This window comes from Streptomyces sp. NPDC057854, assembly GCF_042797055.1.
Taxonomy (GTDB): domain Bacteria; phylum Actinomycetota; class Actinomycetes; order Streptomycetales; family Streptomycetaceae; genus Streptomyces.
Map to the genome: position 1 here is coordinate 96,636 of NZ_JBHVMF010000023.1, position 17,256 is coordinate 113,891.

Annotated in this window: 14 protein-coding genes; 9 read left to right on the forward strand and 5 right to left on the reverse strand. The window is 74.6% G+C overall.

Annotation, left to right across the window (positions count from 1 at the left end; genetic code table 11):
- Positions 1–16: 16 nt before the first annotated feature.
- Positions 17–1,597 carry an arabinogalactan endo-beta-1,4-galactanase gene (locus ACFVQZ_RS28640; protein WP_383627442.1) on the reverse strand — a complete coding sequence of 527 codons (1,581 nt, stop codon included), beginning with the start codon at positions 1,595–1,597 and terminating at the stop codon, positions 17–19.
- A gap of 93 nt (positions 1,598–1,690) precedes the next feature.
- The gene (locus ACFVQZ_RS28645; RefSeq protein WP_383627444.1) at positions 1,691–3,712 is read right to left on the reverse strand and encodes a beta-galactosidase; all 2,022 of its coding nucleotides are present in this window, start codon (positions 3,710–3,712) and stop codon (positions 1,691–1,693) included.
- Between the two features lie 241 nt (positions 3,713–3,953).
- On the opposite strand from ACFVQZ_RS28645, the gene ACFVQZ_RS28650 reads away from it, so the two are divergent.
- Genes ACFVQZ_RS28650 through ACFVQZ_RS28665 form a run of 4 tightly spaced genes read left to right on the forward strand, consistent with a single transcriptional unit; the run spans position 3,954 to position 8,222 of the window.
- Positions 3,954–5,276, forward strand: coding sequence for an ABC transporter substrate-binding protein (locus tag ACFVQZ_RS28650; RefSeq protein ID WP_383627447.1), 1,323 nt, complete (start codon positions 3,954–3,956; stop codon positions 5,274–5,276).
- On the forward strand, positions 5,273–6,256 hold the full coding sequence (locus ACFVQZ_RS28655) for a carbohydrate ABC transporter permease (protein WP_030497358.1): 984 nt from the start codon (positions 5,273–5,275) through the stop codon (positions 6,254–6,256). The genes ACFVQZ_RS28650 and ACFVQZ_RS28655 overlap by 4 nt, the downstream gene beginning before the upstream one ends.
- On the forward strand, positions 6,253–7,167 hold the full coding sequence (locus tag ACFVQZ_RS28660) for a carbohydrate ABC transporter permease (RefSeq protein WP_030497357.1): 915 nt from the start codon (positions 6,253–6,255) through the stop codon (positions 7,165–7,167). The genes ACFVQZ_RS28655 and ACFVQZ_RS28660 overlap by 4 nt, the downstream gene beginning before the upstream one ends.
- 29 nt (positions 7,168–7,196) lie before the next feature.
- Complete coding sequence (locus ACFVQZ_RS28665) at positions 7,197–8,222, forward strand: LacI family DNA-binding transcriptional regulator (RefSeq protein ID WP_383627450.1); 1,026 nt, start codon at positions 7,197–7,199, stop codon at positions 8,220–8,222.
- 85 nt (positions 8,223–8,307) lie between these two features.
- Here the strand turns inward: ACFVQZ_RS28665 and xylA are convergent, their stop codons facing one another.
- Complete coding sequence (gene xylA, locus ACFVQZ_RS28670) at positions 8,308–9,480, reverse strand: xylose isomerase (protein ID WP_030497355.1); 1,173 nt, start codon at positions 9,478–9,480, stop codon at positions 8,308–8,310.
- Between the two features lie 143 nt (positions 9,481–9,623).
- Here xylA and xylB point away from each other — a divergent pair, with 143 nt between their 5' ends.
- Complete coding sequence (gene xylB / locus ACFVQZ_RS28675) at positions 9,624–11,102, forward strand: xylulokinase (RefSeq protein ID WP_383627453.1); 1,479 nt, start codon at positions 9,624–9,626, stop codon at positions 11,100–11,102.
- Between the two features lie 85 nt (positions 11,103–11,187).
- On the opposite strand, the gene ACFVQZ_RS28680 is transcribed toward xylB, so the two are convergent.
- A complete protein-coding gene (locus ACFVQZ_RS28680; protein ID WP_030497353.1) occupies positions 11,188–11,808 on the reverse strand; it encodes a phosphoribosylanthranilate isomerase in 621 nt (206 codons plus the stop codon).
- A 168-nt stretch (positions 11,809–11,976) separates the two neighbouring features.
- Between ACFVQZ_RS28680 and ACFVQZ_RS28685 the strand changes: the two genes are divergently transcribed.
- Positions 11,977–13,173, forward strand: a complete 1,197-nt coding sequence (locus ACFVQZ_RS28685) for an ROK family transcriptional regulator (RefSeq protein ID WP_030497352.1) — start codon at positions 11,977–11,979, stop codon at positions 13,171–13,173.
- A 63-nt stretch (positions 13,174–13,236) separates the two neighbouring features.
- Positions 13,237–14,280: a S66 peptidase family protein gene (locus tag ACFVQZ_RS28690; protein ID WP_383627457.1), complete on the forward strand. Its 1,044-nt coding sequence runs from the start codon at positions 13,237–13,239 to the stop codon at positions 14,278–14,280.
- Between the two features lie 23 nt (positions 14,281–14,303).
- Here the strand turns inward: ACFVQZ_RS28690 and ACFVQZ_RS28695 are convergent, their stop codons facing one another.
- Positions 14,304–15,272 carry a LysR family transcriptional regulator gene (locus ACFVQZ_RS28695; RefSeq protein ID WP_383627460.1) on the reverse strand — a complete coding sequence of 323 codons (969 nt, stop codon included), beginning with the start codon at positions 15,270–15,272 and terminating at the stop codon, positions 14,304–14,306.
- Positions 15,273–15,394: 122 nt separating this feature from the next.
- On the opposite strand from ACFVQZ_RS28695, the gene ACFVQZ_RS28700 reads away from it, so the two are divergent.
- Entirely contained in the window at positions 15,395–16,090 is a 696-nt protein-coding gene (locus tag ACFVQZ_RS28700; protein WP_383627463.1) for a type 1 glutamine amidotransferase domain-containing protein, read from the forward strand.
- 301 nt (positions 16,091–16,391) lie between these two features.
- Positions 16,392–17,243: an alpha/beta hydrolase gene (locus ACFVQZ_RS28705; RefSeq protein WP_383627466.1), complete on the forward strand. Its 852-nt coding sequence runs from the start codon at positions 16,392–16,394 to the stop codon at positions 17,241–17,243.
- Positions 17,244–17,256: the final 13 nt, after the last annotated feature.

The following is a 17,256-nucleotide window of genomic DNA, read 5'->3' on the forward strand; positions in this document are numbered from 1 at the left end:
CCTTGCGTTCCCCGTCCTACCGGTGGGCGAACCAGCCCGCCGCCGGGAGCAGCCGGCTGTCGTAGTCGAACAGCGCCTGGTTCTCCCACGCGTTGCCCGACGACGGGTCGGCCGGGTCCCAGCCGCTGCCGGCGACCGCGGTCCAGGCCGGCTCCCAGTAGACGACGCCGAGGCCGCGGCCGTTCGGCACCGCCTCCACGACGTTCATCACGTCCCGCAGCCACGCCGCCTGGCCCGCCGGGGAGGCCGGGTATCCGGGGACCAGCTCCGTGTCGCGGTCGATGATGTTCTCGTGTGCGTCCTCGCTGTCCAGCCGGAACGGGTACGCGGTCTCCGCCACCATCACCTTCTTGCCGTAACGCGCCGCGATGTCGTCCATGTTGGCCTGGAGCGAGGCCAGCGAGCCGTGCCAGTAGCCGTAGAAGGACAGCGCGATCACGTCGTAACTCACGCCCTGCGCGGTGGCGTTGTCGAACCAGGTGCGGTAGAGCGCGTTGTCGCCGCCGTTGGCGAGGTGCAGCGCGATCTGCGTCGACGGCGACACCGCTTTGGCGGCCGAGACGCCCGACTTCAGCAGCCCGGCGAGCTGCGCCCAGTGGGACGTCGACCCCTCCGGCCACAGCATGCCGGTGTTGATCTCGTTGCCGATCTGCACCATGTCGGCCGTGGTGCCCTGCGCCTTCAGCGCGCTGAGGACGTCATACGTGTGGTCGTACACGTCCGTCCTCAGCTGAGGGTAGGAGTGGCCCGCCCACGCCGCCGGCTTGGACTGGGCGCCCGGGTCGGCCCAGACGTCCGAGTAGTGGAAGTCCACCAGCAGCTTCATGCCCTGCGCCTTGATGCGCTTCGCCGTCGCCAGCACCCGGGCCTTGCTGTTGTAGCCGTCAGCCGGGTTCACCCACACCTTCAACCGGCCGTAGTTCGCGCCCGCGCCCCGCAGCAGCGCCACCGGGTCGCCGCCCGCCCCCGACGCGTTCCTGTACGTGGCGCCGAAGTCCTCGTTCTTCTTCAGCGCGGAGAGGTCCACGCCCTTGACACCGAGACCGGTCGCGCCGGGGGTGAGGGCCAGGTCGTCCACGTTCAGCCAATTGCCTGCCTTGGCGTCGGAGTTGACGCTGACCGTGCAGCCGCCGCCGACGACCTTCACCGACGTCACGATCCGCACCCACGAGCTCGTCGTCACGGGCAGGTCGGTGCGCTGCTCGGCGGACCCGCAGTTGCGCAGCGCGAGGTAGGCCGCGTTCTGCCCGCCGCCGGAACGCACCCAGGCGCTCAGCGTGTACGTGCCGTCGGCGAGCCCGCTGAGGTACTGGTACGTCTCCACCTGGTAGGCGGACGACGACCAGTGCGACAGCCGGTGGCCGCCGCCGCGCCCGCCGGCCTCAGTGAAGGAGGCGGCGTTCTGCCCGGTGGCCGAGTAGGTCGACCAGCCCGACGGCGTGGCCGTGCCGGTGCCGTCGGCCTCGAACCCGGTGTTGGTGAGCGTGCTCGCGGCCACGGCCTGCCCGGGCAGCGGGGCGAGCAGCAGGCCCGCGCCGAGCGCGGTGGCGAGAGCGGCGGAGCGGATCCGGAAACGGCCTCTGGTGATGCGTCGCATCGCCGGTGTCCCTTCGACGGTGACGGATGGGGGAGGGGTGGAGCGGCGGCGCTGTTCCTCGGAGACGGGGTCGGGGGTTTGGAGGGCCGGACGTCAGCCGGCCAGGCGGACGACCCGGACCGCGCCCGCAGGCACGGTCAGCGTGCCGGTCGTCCCGTCGCCGGTGAGGAGTTCCGTGCCCGCGCCGTCCAGCGGCACCTTCGCCTCCTCGCCGGTGTGGTTGAGGACGAAGACGTAGTGGCCGTGGGCGCCGGCCCGGCGGACGACCTCCACGTCGCGCGGGAGCGCGGTCCGGCCGGGTACCCCGGCGTCCTCGCAGGTCGCCGCCACGATCGCGTCCAGTGACGCCGCGTCGAGGCGGGTGGAGACGTACCACGCGGTGCCCCGGCCGAGGCGGTGCCGGGTGACGGCGGGCCCGCCGGCGGCCGGGCCGTCCGCGTACGTCCAGACGGTCTCGGCGCCGCGCGGCCGGACGAACTCGGTCCACACGTCACCGGTGAGCGCCGCCCCGCCGGGGCCGGTGAGGCCGACCCGCTGGTGGTCCAGGAGCGGCGACCACTCGTCGACGGTGAGGCCGAGGACGTCCCGCAGGGCGCCCGGGTAGGCGCCGGGGTGGACGGCGTCGTGCTCGTCGACGATGCCGGAGAAGTACGAGACGACGAGGGTGCCGCCGTTCTCGACGTACTCCCGCAGGTTCCGCCCGGCGGCCTCCGTCATCAGGTACAGCGCCGGGACGACGACCAGCGGATAAGCGGACAGGTCGGCCTCGGGGTGCGCGAAGTCCACGGTGAGGTGCCGGTCGTAGAGGGTCTCGTAGAAGCTGTCGGCGCGCTCGCGGGCATCGTGCGCCTCGTTCGGCCGCCACTCCAGCCCCTGCGCCCACCAGGACTGCCAGTCCCACAGCATCGCCACGTCCGGGACGGTCCGGGTGCCGCGGATCTCCTCCAGCGCGCCGATCCCGGCGCCGAGTTCGACGACCTCGCGCCAGATCCGGGTGTCGGTGCCGCCGTGCGGGACCATCGCCGAGTGGAACTTCTCGGCGCCGCGCCGGGACTGCCGCCACTGGAAGAACATCGCGCCCTCGGAGCCGCGGGCGACGTGCGCGAGGGAGTTGCGGGCCATCTCGCCGGGGCGCTTGGCCGGGTTGCGGGGCTGCCAGTTGACGCCCGACGTCGAGTGCTCCAGGAGCAGCCAGGGCGCGCCGCCGGCGACGGAGCGGGTGAGGTCGGCGGCCATCGCGAGGTTGACGTGGGTGCGCCGGCCGTCGGTGATCAGATAGTGGTCGTTGGTGACGAGGTCGACCTCGCGGCCCCACGCCCAGTAGTCGAGGGCGTCGCACTGGCTGAGCGCGGTCATGAAGTTGGTGGTGACCGGGATCCCCGGGGACAGCGCGTGGAGGACGTCCCGCTCGGCGCGGAAGTTCTCGCGGATCGTGGCGTCGGCGAAGCGCCGGTAGTCGAGCTTCTGGGCGGGGTTGCCGGCGGTCGGGGTGGTGCGGGGCGGCAGGATCTCCTCGTACGTGCCGTACCGCTGGCCCCAGAACGCCGTGCCCCACGCTTCGTTGACGGCCTCGACGGAGCCGTACGTGGCGTCCAGCCAGCGCCGGAAGTGCGCGGCGCAGCCGTCGCAGTAGCAGGCGCTGACGGGCACGCCGTACTCGTTGTGGACGTGCCAGAGGGCGAGCGCCGGGTGGCTCGCGTACCGGCGGGCCAGCTCGGTGGTGATCCGGACGGCGGCCTCGCGGTAGGCGGGGGAGCTGTGGCAGATCGCCCCGCGCGAGCCGTACGCGAGGCGGACGCCGTCGGCGGTGACCGGCAGCGCGTCGGGGTGCGCGCGGTAGAACCAGGCGGGCGGCGCGACCGTCGGGGTGCCGAGGTCCACCCGGACGCCGTGGGCGTGCAGCAGGTCGAGGACCCGGTCGAGCCAGCCGAAGTCGTACCGGCCCGGCTCGGGCTCCAGGAGCGCCCAGGAGAAGATCCCGACGCTCACCAGGGTGACGCCGGCCTCCCGCATCAGCCGCACGTCCTCCTGCCAGACGTCTTCCGGCCACTGCTCGGGGTTGTAGTCCCCGCCGAACGCGAGCCGGGTCAGGCCCTGGGGGGTCGTCGGCGACATGAGTCTCTCCTGAACGAACGGAACGAACGGAACGAGCGGAACGAGCAGTACGAACAGAACGAACCGAAGCGAGTATCTGGGAACGTGCACACACCTGATGCCGATGCGGCAACGCAACATAACCGCACAGGAACAACCATTGACAAGTGTCCGGAACGTTTCTCTACTGTGAACGCTCACAGATGCATGGTCGGCCTCCCCGTCCGAGGGAGAGGCCCCTTTCGGTCAGGGAGAACCACCCATGCCCCAGCTCACGCGCCGCAGCCTCGCCGCCGCCACCGCCGCCCTCCTCGGCGCCACCGCGCTCACCGCCTGTGGATCCGACTCCGGCTCCGGCGACGGGACGGGCGCCGCCTCCGGCCCGGTCAAGCTCACCTACTGGGCCTGGGCGCCCGGCATGGACAAGGTCGCCGCCCTCTGGAACGCCGAACACCCCGACATCCAGGTCACCGTCCAGAAGCAGGCGTCCGGCGACGACCTCGTCACGAAGATCATCACGGCGGCCAAGGCGCACAAGGGCCCGGACCTCGTCCAGGCCGAGTACCAGGCCCTGCCCACCCTCGTCAGCAACGACGCCCTCGCCGACATCGCCGGCCAGGTCGAGGGCGCCGAGAAGCACTTCGCGCCCGGCGTCTGGCAGCAGACCACCTTCGGCGGCGACGCCGTCTACGCCCTGCCGCAGGACTCCGGCCCGCTGATGTTCTTCTACCGCGAGGACCTGTTCCGGAAGTACGGCCTCACCGTCCCCACCACCTGGGACGAGTTCGCCGACACCGCCCGCGCGCTGAAGAAGAAGGACCCGGAGAAGTCCCTGACCACCTTCTCCGCCAACGACTCCGGCCTCTTCGCCGGCCTCGCCCAGCAGGCCGGCGCGAAGTGGTGGACCTTCGAGGGCGACACCTGGAAGGTCGGCATCGACGACGCCGCCACCCGCAAGGTCGGCGACTTCTGGGGCGGCCTCGTCGAGGAGGGCGCCATCGACAACCAGCCGATGTACACCCCCGCCTGGAACAACGCCCTCAACACCGGCGAGCAGATCGCCTGGGTCTCCGCCGTCTGGGCCCCCGGCACCCTCGGCACCGCCGCCCCCGCCACCCAGGGCAAGTGGGCCATGGCCCCCCTCCCGCAGTGGAGCGAGGGCGAGAACGCCACCGGCAGCTGGGGCGGCTCCTCCACCGCCGTCACCGCCGACTCGCCGCACAAGGAAGCCGCCGCGAAGTTCGCCACCTGGCTGAACACCGACCCCAAGGCGCTCGCCGCCCTCGTCAAGGAGAGCGGCATCTACCCCGCCGCCACCGCCGCCCAGACCAGCGGCGCCCTCGCCCAGGCCCCCGCCTACTTCGCCAACCAGCCCGACTTCTACGCCAAGGCCGCGGAGATCGCGAAGACCACCGCCCCCGCCGCCTGGGGCCCCAACGTCAACGTCGCCTACACCGCCTTCAAGGACGAGTTCGGCAAGGCCGCCAAGGCCAGGACCAAGGCCGCCTTCGGTACCGCCCTCACCGCGCTCCAGGAGACCACCGTGAACGACCTCGCCGAGCAGGGCTTCGAGGTCGCCAAGTGACGCAGCCCCCCAAGGGCGTGCGCCGGCCGTACGGGGCCGAGGCGGCCCCGTACGCCCACCCGTCGCCCACCGCCACCCGCAGGCGAGCACGAAGCGCCCCCTACCTCTTCCTCCTCCCGGCCGCCGTCCTCTTCGTCCTCTTCTTCGCGCTGCCCATCGGCTACGCCGTCTGGCTCAGCCTCCACAAGACCCGGATCAAGGGCAACGGCCTCGGCAAGGGCGCCAAGTCCGAGGTCTGGGCCGGCCTGGAGAACTACGCCTCCGCCCTCACCGACGGCGAGTTCCTCGCCAGCGCCCTGCGCGTCCTCGGCTACGGCGCCCTCGTCGTCCCCGTCATGCTCGGCCTCGCCCTCCTCTTCGCGCTCCTGCTCGACTCCGAGCGCGTCCGGGGCCGCTCCTTCGCCCGGCTCGCGATCTTCCTCCCGTACGCCGTCCCCGGCGTCATCGCCGCCGTCCTCTGGGGCTTCCTCTACCTGCCCGACGTCAGCCCCCTCCACCACCTCCTGGAGAAGGCCGGCCTCCCGCGGCCCGACCTCATGGACGGCGGCCCGCTCTACCTCGCGATGTCCAACATCGCCGTCTGGGGCGGCACCGGCTTCAACATGATCGTCATCTACACCTCGCTGCGCTCCCTGCCCGCCGAGGTCTTCGAGGCCGCCAAGCTCGACGGCTGCTCCGAGCTCCAGATCGCGCTCCGCATCAAGATCCCGATGGTCGCGCCCTCCCTGGTCCTCACCTTCTTCTTCTCGATCATCGCCACCCTGCAGGTGTTCAACGAGCCCACCACGCTCCGGCCGCTCACCAACGGCATCCCCTCCACCTGGAGCCCCCTGATGAAGGTCTTCAACGACGCGTTCACCGGCGGCAACATCCACGCGGCCTCCGCCACGGCCGTCGTCCTCGCCCTCGCCACCTTCGCGCTCTCCTTCGCCCTCCTCCGGATCTCCCACCGCCGCACCGCACAAGGAGCCGGCCGATGACCGGACCCGCCTCCCCGACGCTCCGCAAGGCGGCCCCCGCCGCCGGTACCACCCCCGGCGTCCCGCAGGCCCCGCCACGCCCCCGCCGCACCGCCCTGCTGCCCACCGCCGCGCTCGTCCTCGGCGCCCTCTACTGCCTGCTCCCCGTCGCCTGGGTCGTCGTCGCCGCCACCAAGGCCGACGACGAGCTGTTCTCCACCTTCAGCTTCCTCCCCGGCAGCGGCCTCGGCGACAACCTCACCGACCTCACCGCCTACCGCGACGGCATCTACTGGCGCTGGATGGGCAATTCCGTCCTCTACGCCGGCCTCGGCGCCGCCCTGTCCACGGTGGTCTCCGCCTTCGCCGGCTACGCCCTCGCCGTCTACCGCTTCCGCGGCCGCGAGCTCTTCTTCAACGTCATGCTCACCGGCGTCCTCATGCCGCCGGTCATCCTCGCCATCCCGCAGTACCTGCTGATGGCCGAAGCAGACCTGACGGACAGTCACCTCTCCGTGCTGCTGCCGCTGATCCTCTCCCCGTACGGCGTCTACCTCGGCCGCGTCTACGCCGAGGCCGCCATCCCGAGGGAACTCGTGGAGGCGGGCCGCATGGACGGCGCGGGGGAGTGGCGGATCTTCAGCCGGATCGCCGTCCCGATGCTCGGCCCCGGCCTGGTGACCATCTTCCTCTTCCAGTTCACCGCCATCTGGAACAACTTCCTGCTGCCGTTCATCATGCTCGGCGACGACGAGAAGTTCCCCATGACCGTCGGCCTGTTCACCCTCCTCAAGCAGGGCGCCAGCCAGCCCGCCCTCTACACCCTCGTCATCACCGGCGCGCTGCTCGCGATCGTCCCGCTGATCGCCCTGTTCCTCGTCATCCAGCGGTTCTGGAGCCTCGACCTGCTGTCGGGCGCCGTAAAGTCCTGAACACCGGGGAACGAGGGGAAACACACAGCATGAGCACAGCAGCGAGCAGGCGCCGCCCCGTCACGATCCACGACGTCGCCCGCGAGGCCGGCGTCTCGCGCGGCACCGTCTCCCGCGTCCTCAACGGCGGCCACTACGTCAGCCCCGCGGCCAAGGCGGCCGTCGACGCCGCGATCCGCAGAACGGGGTACGTCGTCAACCGGCACGCCCGCTCGCTGATCACCGGCAGGTCCGACTCCGTCGCCTTCCTGCTCACCGAGCCGCAGGAGCGCTTCTTCGAGGACCCCAACTTCAACGTCCTCCTGCGCGCCTGCACCCAGGCCCTCGCCGACCGCGACATCCCGCTGATCCTGATGATCGCGGGCACCGAGGACGAGCGCCGCCGCAACCTCCGCTACATCGAGGCCGGCCACGTCGACGGCGTCCTCCTCGTCTCCAGCCACTCCGGCGACCCCGTCGTCGCCCGGCTGCACGAGGCCGGCGTGCCCGTCGTCGCCTGCGGCAAACCGCTCGGCCAGACCACCCGCATCGGGTACGTCGCCGCCGACGACCGCGACGGCGCCCGCGAGATGGTCCGCCACCTGTACGCCACCGGACGGCGCCGCATCGCCACCGTCACCGGCCCGCTCGACACCCCCGGCGGCGTCGAACGGCTCGCCGGCTACCGCGAGACCCTCGCCGCCTGCGGCCTCCCCGTCGACGAGGACCGGATCGTCACCGGCGACTACAGCCGCGCCAGCGGCGCCGAGGCCGCCCGCGTCCTGCTGGAGCGGGCCCCCGACACCGACGCCGTCTTCGTCGCCTCCGACCTCATGGCCCAGGGCGTCCTCGACACCCTCGCCCGCGCCGGCAAGCGGGTCCCCGAGGACATCGCCGTCGGCGGCTTCGACGACTCCCCGGCCGCGCACGCCTCCCAGCCGCCGCTCACCACCATCCGCCAGCCCTGGGACCGGATCAGCGCCGAGATGGTCCGCACCCTCCTCGCCCGGATCGCGGGCGAGGACCCGGCCACCGTCATCCTCCCCACGGAACTGGTGGTCCGCGCCTCCGCCTGACCGCCCACCCCGCCGCACCCCCGCGGGCCCCGGGCCCGGGACGACCTCCCGGCCCCGGGGCCTCCGCGCGTCCGGGGTGCGCCGCTCAGCGCCGCACGCCGAGCAGGTGCTCCAGGGCCAGCTGGTCCAGCCGCTCGAAGGCCATCGAGCGCGCGGCGACGGCGTCCGCGTCGAAGGTCTCGTACGCGGTCGGGTCGGCCAGCAGCCCGGCCAGGCCGTCGGCGGCGGTGGGCACGGCCAGCTCCGGCAGCCGGGACGCGGCGAGGGCGGCGACGACCTCCGGGTCGGCGCGGAACGCCGCCGCCCGCTCCTTGAGGATCAGGTAGTTCCGCATGCAGTTCTTCGCCGACTCCCAGACGCCGTCGAAGCCGTCCGTGCGCACCGGCTTGAAGTCGAAGTGGCGCGGGCCCTCGTAACCCGCCGACTCCAGCAGGTCGACCAGCCAGAACGCCTGCCGCAGGTCCCCGGCGCCGAACCGGAAGTCCTGGTCGTACTTGATGCCGGACTGGCCGTTGAGGTCGATGTGGAACAGCTTGCCCGCCCACAGCGCCTGCGCGATGCCGTGCGGGAAGTTCAGCCCGGCCATCTGCTCGTGACCGGTCTCCGGGTTGACGCCCACCAGCTCCGGGCGCTCCAGCCGCTCGATGAAGGCGAGGGCGTGGCCGATGGTGGGCAGCAGGATGTCGCCGCGCGGCTCGTTCGGCTTCGGCTCGATCGCGAACCGGAGGTCGTAGCCCTGCTCGGTTACGTACTGGCCGAGCAGGTCGAACGCCTCCTTCATCCGGTCCAGGGCCACCCGCACGTCCTTCGCCGCGCCCGACTCGGCGCCCTCGCGCCCGCCCCAGGCGACGTACACCCGCGCGCCGAGCTCGGCGGCGAGGTCGATGTTGCGGATCGTCTTGCGCAGGGCGAAGCGGCGGACGTCCCGGTCGTTGGCGGTGAAGCCGCCGTCCTTGAAGACCGGGTGGGTGAAGAGGTTGGTGGTGGCCATGGGGACCTGGAGGCCGGTGCGGTCGAGCGCGTCCCGGAACCGCTTCACGACGGCGTCGCGCTCCGCCTGCGGCGCACCGAAGGGGATGAGGTCGTCGTCGTGGAAGGTGACGCCGTACGCCCCCAGCTCCGCCAGCCGCTCGACCGACTCGACCGGGTCGAGCGCGGGCCGGGTCGCCTCGCCGAAGGGGTCGCGGCCCTGCCAGCCGACGGTCCACAGGCCGAAGGTGAAACGGTCCTCGGGGGTGGGGGAGAAACGCTCGGTCATGGTGGGGTCCTTCTCCTTCACGGGGCCGGCGGATGCGGGCGCGACGCTGGCGGCCGGATTTGTTTTCTGCGATAACTAATACGCCAGGGCGCCCCCGGACGCCAGACCCCACGAGCAGCAGACCCGAGAGAAGAGGCGAGGACGTGCCCGTCAACCGCTCCGTCGTGATCGGCGTGGACAGCTCCACCCAGTCCGCCAAGGCCGTCGCCGTCGACACCGCCACCGGGGAGGTGCTGGGCCTCGGCCGCGCCCCGCACACCGTCACCGGCACCGGCGGCGCCCGCGAGAGCGACCCCGAGGAGTGGTGGACCGCACTCGTCACCGCCGTCCGCGCCGCCGTCCGCGAAGCCGGGACCGCCCCCGGCGCGGTCACCGCCGTCGCCGTCGCCGGCCAGCAGCACGGCCTCGTCGCCCTCGGCGCCGACCACCGGCCGCTGCGCCCCGCCCTCCTCTGGAACGACACCCGCTCCGCGCCCCAGGCCGCCGCCCTCACCGACCGCCTCGGCGGCCCGCGGGCTTGGCTCGACCGCACCGGATCGGTGCCCGTCGCCTCCATGACCGCCGCCAAGTGGCAGTGGCTCCGCGAGCACGAACCCCACCACGCCGAGGCCACCGCCGCCGTCCGCCTCCCGCACGACCTCCTCACCGAACGCCTCTCCGGCGAGGCCGTCACCGACCCCGGCGACGCCTCCGGCACCTGCTGGTACGCCCCCGCCGACGGCACCTACGACCCCGGGATCCTGGACCTCCTCGGCCTCGACCCGGCGCGGCTGCCCGCGCTCGCCCCGACCGGCGCCACCCGCGCCGGCACCCTCACCGCGGCCGCCGCCGACGCGCTCGGCCTGCCCCGCACGGTCACGGTCGCCGCCGGCACCGGCGACAACATGGCCGCCGCCGTCGGCCTCGGCCTCGGCGCCGCCGGCCTCCTCGACCACCCCGTCGTCAGCCTCGGCACCTCCGGCACCGTCTACGCCGCCACCCGCGCCCGCCCCGCCGACCCGGCCCTCGCCGGCTTCGCCGCCACCGACGGCACCCGGCTGCCCCTGGGCTGCACCCTCAACTGCACGCTCGCCGTCGACCGGTTCGCCGGCCTCCTCGGCCTCGACCGCGAGGACGCCCTCCCCGGCGGCGGGACCGTCGTCCTCCCGTACCTGGACGGCGAACGCACCCCCGACCTGCCGGCCGCCTCCGGCCTCGTCACCGGCCTGCGCCACACCACCGACCCGCGCGCGGTCCTCGGCGCCGCGTACGAGGGCGCCGCCTTCACCCTGCTGCGGGCCCTCGACGGCCTCCTCGCCGCCTGCGGCCTCGACCCCGCCGACCCGGCCGTCCGCGACCGCCCGCTCCGCCTCATCGGCGGCGGCGCCCGCGGGCGGACCTGGACGGACACCGTCCGCCGCCTCTCCGGCCGCCCCCTCGTCCTCCCCGCCGCCACCGAACTCGTCGCCCTCGGCGCCGCCGCGCTCGCCGCCGGCGCCGCCACCGGCGAGGACCCGGTCACGATCGCGACGGCCTGGGGCACGGGCGCGGGAGAGACCCTGCCGGCCGTCACCCGCGACGACGAGACGTGGGGACGGATCGAGCAGGTGCTGGGGGCGGCGGGGCCCACGCTGCTGAGCTGAACCGAGCTGCGGCGATAGGCGCGGGCGCGGCGCGCGACGGCCGCCGGCGCGCCCTGCTCCCCGCCCGGTGACGTGCGGAGACGTCCTACGGCCGGGCGGGCGACGCCGACTTCGCCGCCGCGACGAAGGCGCGGACCAGGGCGTGGTCCTTCACGCCGGGCGCCGACTCGACGCCGCTGGACACGTCGACGCCCCACGGGCGGGCGGCGGCGACGGCCTCGGCGACGTTCCCGGGGGCGAGGCCGCCGGCGAGCAGCCAGCGGCCCTCCGGGCGGGCCGCGTCCAGGAGGGACAGGTCCCAGCGCGCACCGGAGCCCGCCTTCGGCGAGTCGAGCAGCAGGATCTCCTCGCCCAGGGCGCCGACGCGGGTGTCGGGCCCGTCGGCGAGGGCGGTCGCCCGCCACAGGTGCGGGAAGACCGCGGCGGCCGCCTCGAACTCGGCGCGCCCGTAGGCCCGGCCGTGCAGCTGGAGCGCGTCGAAGCCGAGGTCGGCGGCGATCCGGGCGGCCTCGGCGGCCGGGGTGTCGTTGACGACGAGGACCGAGACCACGCCGTCCGGCACGTGCGCGACGAGCGCCGGCACCCGGTCCCGGTCGAGCCCGCGGACGCTGGTCCCGCTGATCACCAGGCCCACCGAGTCGGCGCCCGCCTCGGCGGCCACGTCGATGTCGGCGGTCGTGGCGAGCCCGCACACCTTCACGAACACTCTGTCGCTCCTCTGCTCCGGTCCCGGCCCCGCCGAGCCTACTGCCCCGGTCCGCGGCGCCGATCCGCCCGCCTCCCGGGTCCGCCTCCCGGGCCCTGCTCCCGCGCGCGGGGCCGCCGAAGGGGCGTTTCCGCCCGAGCGAAAGGGGCGACTAGGCTCACGCTCACCATGAACCAGCCCACGGAACCCAAGGCCGACAAGTCGGGCGTGCGCCGGCACAACCTGAGCCTCGTCCTCAGGACCGTCCACGACGCCGGCGAGACCACCCGGGCGGCCGTCGCCGCCCGCGTCGGCCTCACCCGGCCCGCGGTCTCCTCGCTCGTGGAGCAGCTGCTCGACCTCGGGTTCCTGGTCGAGTCCGGCAAGACCTTCAGCGGCCAGGCGGGCCGCCCCGGCACCGTCCTCAAACCGGCCGGCACCGGCCCCGCCGGCCTCGGCGTCGAGATCAACGTCGCCTACGTCTCCGTCTGCCTGGTGGACCTCACCGGCACCGACCGGATCCGCCGCACGGTGCGCGTCGACAACCGCGCCGCCGCCCCCGAGGTCCTCGCCCGCGCCGCGGGCGTCACCGCCGACGCGCTCGCCGAGGCCGAGGCGCTGGGCCTGAGCCCGGCGGGCGCCGCGCTCGCCCTGCCCGGCCTGGTCTCCGGCGGCACCGTCCGCCAGGCCCCCAACCTCGGCTGGCACGACACCCCCGCCGAACGCCTCTTCGGCGACGCCCTCGCCGCCGCCCGCCCCGCCGCCGCCGGACTCCCCGTCGCCTCCGACAACGAGGCCAACATGGCGGCCCTCGCCGAACTCCGCTTCGGCGGCGACGGCACGCCCCGCACCTTCCTCCACCTCACCGGCGAGACCGGCGTCGGCGGCGCCGTCGTCGTCCACGGCGAACTCCTGCGCGGCGCCCACGGCTTCGCCGGCGAGATCGGCCACCTCGTCGTCGACGCCGGCGGCCCCCGCTGCCGCTGCGGCTCCCGGGGCTGCCTGGAGCAGTACGCCGGACAGGCCGCGCTGCTGCGCGCGGCGGACGCCGCCGACGTCGACGACCTCGCCGCCCGCGCCGGGCGCGCCGACCCGCGGGCCCTCGCGGCCCTCGCCGAGGCCGGCCGGATGCTCGGCCGCGCCCTCTCCGGAGCGGTCAACCTCCTCGACCCCGAGGCCGTCGTCCTCGGCGGCGTCTACCCCCGGCTGATGCCCTGGCTGGCCCCGGCCGTCACCGCCGAACTCGCCGAACGGGTCGTCTCCGGCCTCTGGCCGGCCGGCGCCCCCCGGCTGCGCGCCGCCTCCCCGGCCGCCGACGCCGCCCGCGGCGCCGCCGCCCTCGTCCTGCGTGACGTCCTCGCCGACCCCCTCGCCCACACCCGCTGAACGCCGGTCCACCGGACCGAAAACCGCAGGTGACGGCGGCGGACCCCCGGCTAGGGTGCGGGGATGCCGGACATCGTCATCCCGCCCAAGCCGCGCCCCGGAGACCGGGTCGCCGTGCTGTCGCCCGCCGCCGGACTCCCCGACGTGCTGCCGCTGCCCTTCGAGTGGGGCCTGCGGCGCCTGTCGGAGCAGTACGGCCTCGTGCCCGTCGAGTACCCGACCACCCGGAAGCTCGGCGCGTCCGCGCGGGACCGCGCCGCCGATCTGCACGCGGCCTTCGCCGACCCCTCCGTGAAGGCGATCGTCGCCAGCATCGGCGGCGACGACCAGATCACCCTCCTCCCGCACCTCGACGACGCGCTGATCCGCGCGCACCCCAAGCCGTTCTTCGGCTTCAGCGACAACACCAACCTGCTCATGCGGCTGTGGAACCTCGGAGTCGTCGGCTACCACGGCGCCTCCGTGATGACCCAGTTCGGCCGCCCCGGCGCCGTCCACCCCGTCACCGACGCGTCCGTGCGGGCCGCGCTGTTCGGCTCCGGCCCGTACGAACTGCCGGCCCCGACCGACACCAACGACGTCGAACGCCCCTGGGAGGACCCCCGCACCTTCGACTCCGCGCCGGTGATGGAGCCCGCGGGACCCTGGCACTGGCACCGGGCCGAGCGGGTCGCCGAGGGCCGCTCCTGGGGCGGCTGCCTGGAGGTCGTGGCCCAGCTCCTCATGGCCGGACGGGAGATCGCGGAGCCGGAGGCGTACGAGGGCGGGGTGCTGTTCCTGGAGACCTCGGAGCTGCTGCCGTCCGCCGACGAGGTGTTCCGGATCCTCCGCGCGATGGGGGAGCGGGGCCTCCTCGCCCGCTTCTCCGCGCTCCTCATGGGCCGCGCCCGCGCCTGGTCCTTCGACCGCCCGCTCGACCCGCCCGCCCGCGCCGCCTACCGGGAGGCCCAGCGCGCCGCCGTGCTCCGCGCGCTCGACGCGTACGCCCCCGACACCCTGGCCGTCCTCGACGTGGACCTCGGCCACACCGACCCGCAGGTGGTGATCCCGTACGGCGGCACGATCCGCGTCGACGGCCCCGCCCGCCGCGTCACCGTCACCTACTGACGCCCGCCGGGGGACCGCCCCACCTACCCCGCCTCCCGAGCCGACCGCACCAGATGGTCCCGGACCAGCGCCACGTGGGGAGGGGCGGGCGGGCCCGGGCGCTGCACCAGGAACCCCGTGTTGATCGGCGGGTCCTCCGGCAGGTGCAGGGGGACGAGCGCGCCCGAGGCCAGCTCCGCCGCGCACAGGTAGCGGGGCAGCACGCTCACCCCGGCGCCGCCCGCCACCGCCGCCCGCACCGCCCGCAGGTCCGGCACGGTCACCGCCGGACCGTCCGTCAGACGCCGTCCGAAGACGTGCCGCCAGTACCGGCGCAGGATCGGCAGGTCCTCGGCGTACGCGACGAGCGGCACGCCGCGCAGCACCGCCGGGCCTTCCACGGCGACGCGCCCGCCGATCCGCTCCGCCCACACCGGGGCGCCGACCAGCACGAACTCCTCGTCGGCGAGCGGCATCCAGGCGAGGCTCCGGCCGCGGGGCCGGACCGTCGACACCACCAGGTCGTGCCGTCCCGCCCGCAGCTCGTCGAGCAGACCGTCGGTGAGGCCGAACGCGATCCGCAGCCGGACGCCCCGCTCCACCAGCGGCGCCAGGGTCGGCAGCACGGTGTGCGACAGGTACTCGGCCGGGCCCGCCAGGTGCACCGGGTCCGCGGGCCCTTCCTCGCCGGGTGCGCCGGCCGCCGCGACGGCGACGGCGCCCAGCGCGTCCAGCGGCCCCGAGACCCGCGCCGCCAGGTCGTCGGCGAACGGCGTTGGCGCCACCCCGCGCGGCAGCCGTTCGAACAGCTCCCGCCCCAGCCGGCGCTCCAGCGCCCGGATCTGCGCGGTCACCGTCGGCTGCGACAGGCCCAGGACGCGGGCGCCCGCCGTGAAGGCGCCGGCGCGGTACACGGCGAGGAACGTCCGCAGCAGGTTCAGATCCGGCGGCCCGGCCGCTGCTCCGGGGCCCGCCGCTGCCCCCGGCGTCCCATCGGCATTCCTATCGTCCACATGCCCGAGCCTATTGGATTCCCATGGGTCCGGGCGCCTACGGTCGAGCCATCGCCGCCCGGCGTCCCCGCGGACGCGGAGCGGCGACCCGCACCCATCGCGACCGAGAGGCCCCGCAGACCATGTCGAAGATCCTTTTCGTGCTGACCGGCGCCGACCACTGGACCCTCGCCGACGGCACCGAACACCCCACCGGCTTCTGGGCGGAGGAGGCCGCCGTGCCCCACGAGGCGTTCACCGCCGCGGGCCACGAGGTCGTGGTCGCCACCCCCGGCGGTGTCGTTCCCACCGTCGACCGGGGCAGCCTCGCCCCCGAGGCCAACGGCGGCCCCGAAGGCGCCGCCCGTGTCGCCGCCGCCCTCGACGCCTTCACCGGGCTGCGCACGCCGATCCGCCTGGAGGACGCCGACCTCGCCGACTACGACGCCGTCTTCTACCCCGGCGGCCACGGCCCGATGGAGGACCTGGCCGTCGACGCCGTCTCCGGGCGCCTGCTGATCGACGCGCTCGACTCCGGCAAGCCGCTCGGCGTGGTCTGCCACGGCCCGGCCGCCCTGCTCGCCGCCGCGCGCGAGGACGGCGCCAACGCCTTCGCCGGCTACCGCGTCGCCGCCTTCACCGACGCCGAGGAGACCCAGGCCGGCTTCGCCGACCGCGCCGCGTGGCTCCTGGAGACCCGGCTCCGCGAGGCCGGCGTCGACGTCCAGGCCGGTGAACCGTGGGCCCCGCACGTCGTCGTCGACCGCAACCTGGTCACCGGCCAGAACCCGGCCTCCTCGGCCCCGCTCGCCGCCGAACTCCTAAAGCGCCTCGCCTGATCCGGATCCGCGGGGCGGTGCCGTCCACGCCCCCGTCTCGACCGCCCCTGGCCGACGAAGGGCTCCGGCGCGGAGACGCCCTCACCTCCGCGACGGTCACCCACGCCGGTGCCCGGCCCGCCGGGCACCGTGCCGCGCGCCCCGCAAAGGGCCGCGTCACCGGCGAGGAGGAACCGAAGAGCGCCGCTCCGACGGGCGGTTGAGACGGGGGTCACGCCGCCCGGGCCTTGTCCGGCGACGCCGGACGGCGCGTACGGTGGCGTGACCTTCCCCCCAGCGGACTGAGGAGCCGGAGCGCGCCATGGTCACCTTCACCTCCCGGGACGGCGTCCGCGTCCACGTCCACACGTGGCTCCCCGAGGGGCCCGTGCGCGGGGTCGTGCAGATCGCGCACGGCATGGGCGAACACGGCCTGCGCTACGCCCCGTTCGCGGAGCACCTGGCCGCCCGGGGGCACGCCGTGTACGCCGCCGACCACCGCGGCCACGGGCGGTCGATGCACGCCGGGCCCGGCCACCTCGGCGCCGACGGCTGGAACCTGCTCGTCGCCGACCTCGCCGCCCTCACCCGCATCGTCCGCGAGCGCCATCCGGGCGCCCCCGTCGTGCTGTTCGGGCACAGCATGGGCTCGTTCGCCGCCCAGCAGTACCTCCTCGACCACGCGGAACTGGCCGACGGGGTGGCCCTCTCCGGCACCACCGCCGTCGACGCCCTCCTGCGCGCCCTCGCCGAGGCCCCCCGCTCCGCGGCCGGGCCCTTCGGCCCCTTCAACGCGCCCTTCGCCCCCAACCGCACCGAGGCCGACTGGCTCAGCCGCGACGAGCGGCAGGTCGACGCGTACCTCGCCGACCCGCTGTGCGGCTTCGGCCTCGACCTCCAGGGACTCGCCCTCATGGCGGACGCCGCCGGCCGGCTCGCCGCCCCCTCCGGCATCCCGCCGGACCTGCCCGTCGCCCTCTTCGTCGGCGACCGCGATCCGCTCAACGGCGGCCTCGCCCACACCGACCTGCTCGTGTCCCGCTACCGGGAGGCCGGCCTCACCGACCTCGTCTACCACCGCTACGAGGGCGCCCGCCACGAGGTCCTCAACGAGACCAACCGCGCCGAGGTCGTCGCCGACGTCACCGCCTGGATCGCACGCGTCACCGGCTGACCGGCCCCGGCGC

Coding starts and splice junctions, on each gene's coding strand:
- ACFVQZ_RS28685 (WP_030497352.1), top strand. CDS start 11,977: ATGAACCAGCCCACGGAACCCAAGGCCGACAAGTCGGGCGTGCGCCGG.
- ACFVQZ_RS28665 (WP_383627450.1), top strand. CDS start 7,197: ATGAGCACAGCAGCGAGCAGGCGCCGCCCCGTCACGATCCACGACGTC.
- ACFVQZ_RS28640 (WP_383627442.1), bottom strand. CDS start 1,597: ATGCGACGCATCACCAGAGGCCGTTTCCGGATCCGCTCCGCCGCTCTC.
- ACFVQZ_RS28690 (WP_383627457.1), top strand. CDS start 13,237: ATGCCGGACATCGTCATCCCGCCCAAGCCGCGCCCCGGAGACCGGGTC.
- ACFVQZ_RS28705 (WP_383627466.1), top strand. CDS start 16,392: ATGGTCACCTTCACCTCCCGGGACGGCGTCCGCGTCCACGTCCACACG.
- ACFVQZ_RS28660 (WP_030497357.1), top strand. CDS start 6,253: ATGACCGGACCCGCCTCCCCGACGCTCCGCAAGGCGGCCCCCGCCGCC.
- ACFVQZ_RS28645 (WP_383627444.1), bottom strand. CDS start 3,712: ATGTCGCCGACGACCCCCCAGGGCCTGACCCGGCTCGCGTTCGGCGGG.
- ACFVQZ_RS28700 (WP_383627463.1), top strand. CDS start 15,395: ATGTCGAAGATCCTTTTCGTGCTGACCGGCGCCGACCACTGGACCCTC.
- ACFVQZ_RS28650 (WP_383627447.1), top strand. CDS start 3,954: ATGCCCCAGCTCACGCGCCGCAGCCTCGCCGCCGCCACCGCCGCCCTC.
- xylA (WP_030497355.1), bottom strand. CDS start 9,480: ATGACCGAGCGTTTCTCCCCCACCCCCGAGGACCGTTTCACCTTCGGC.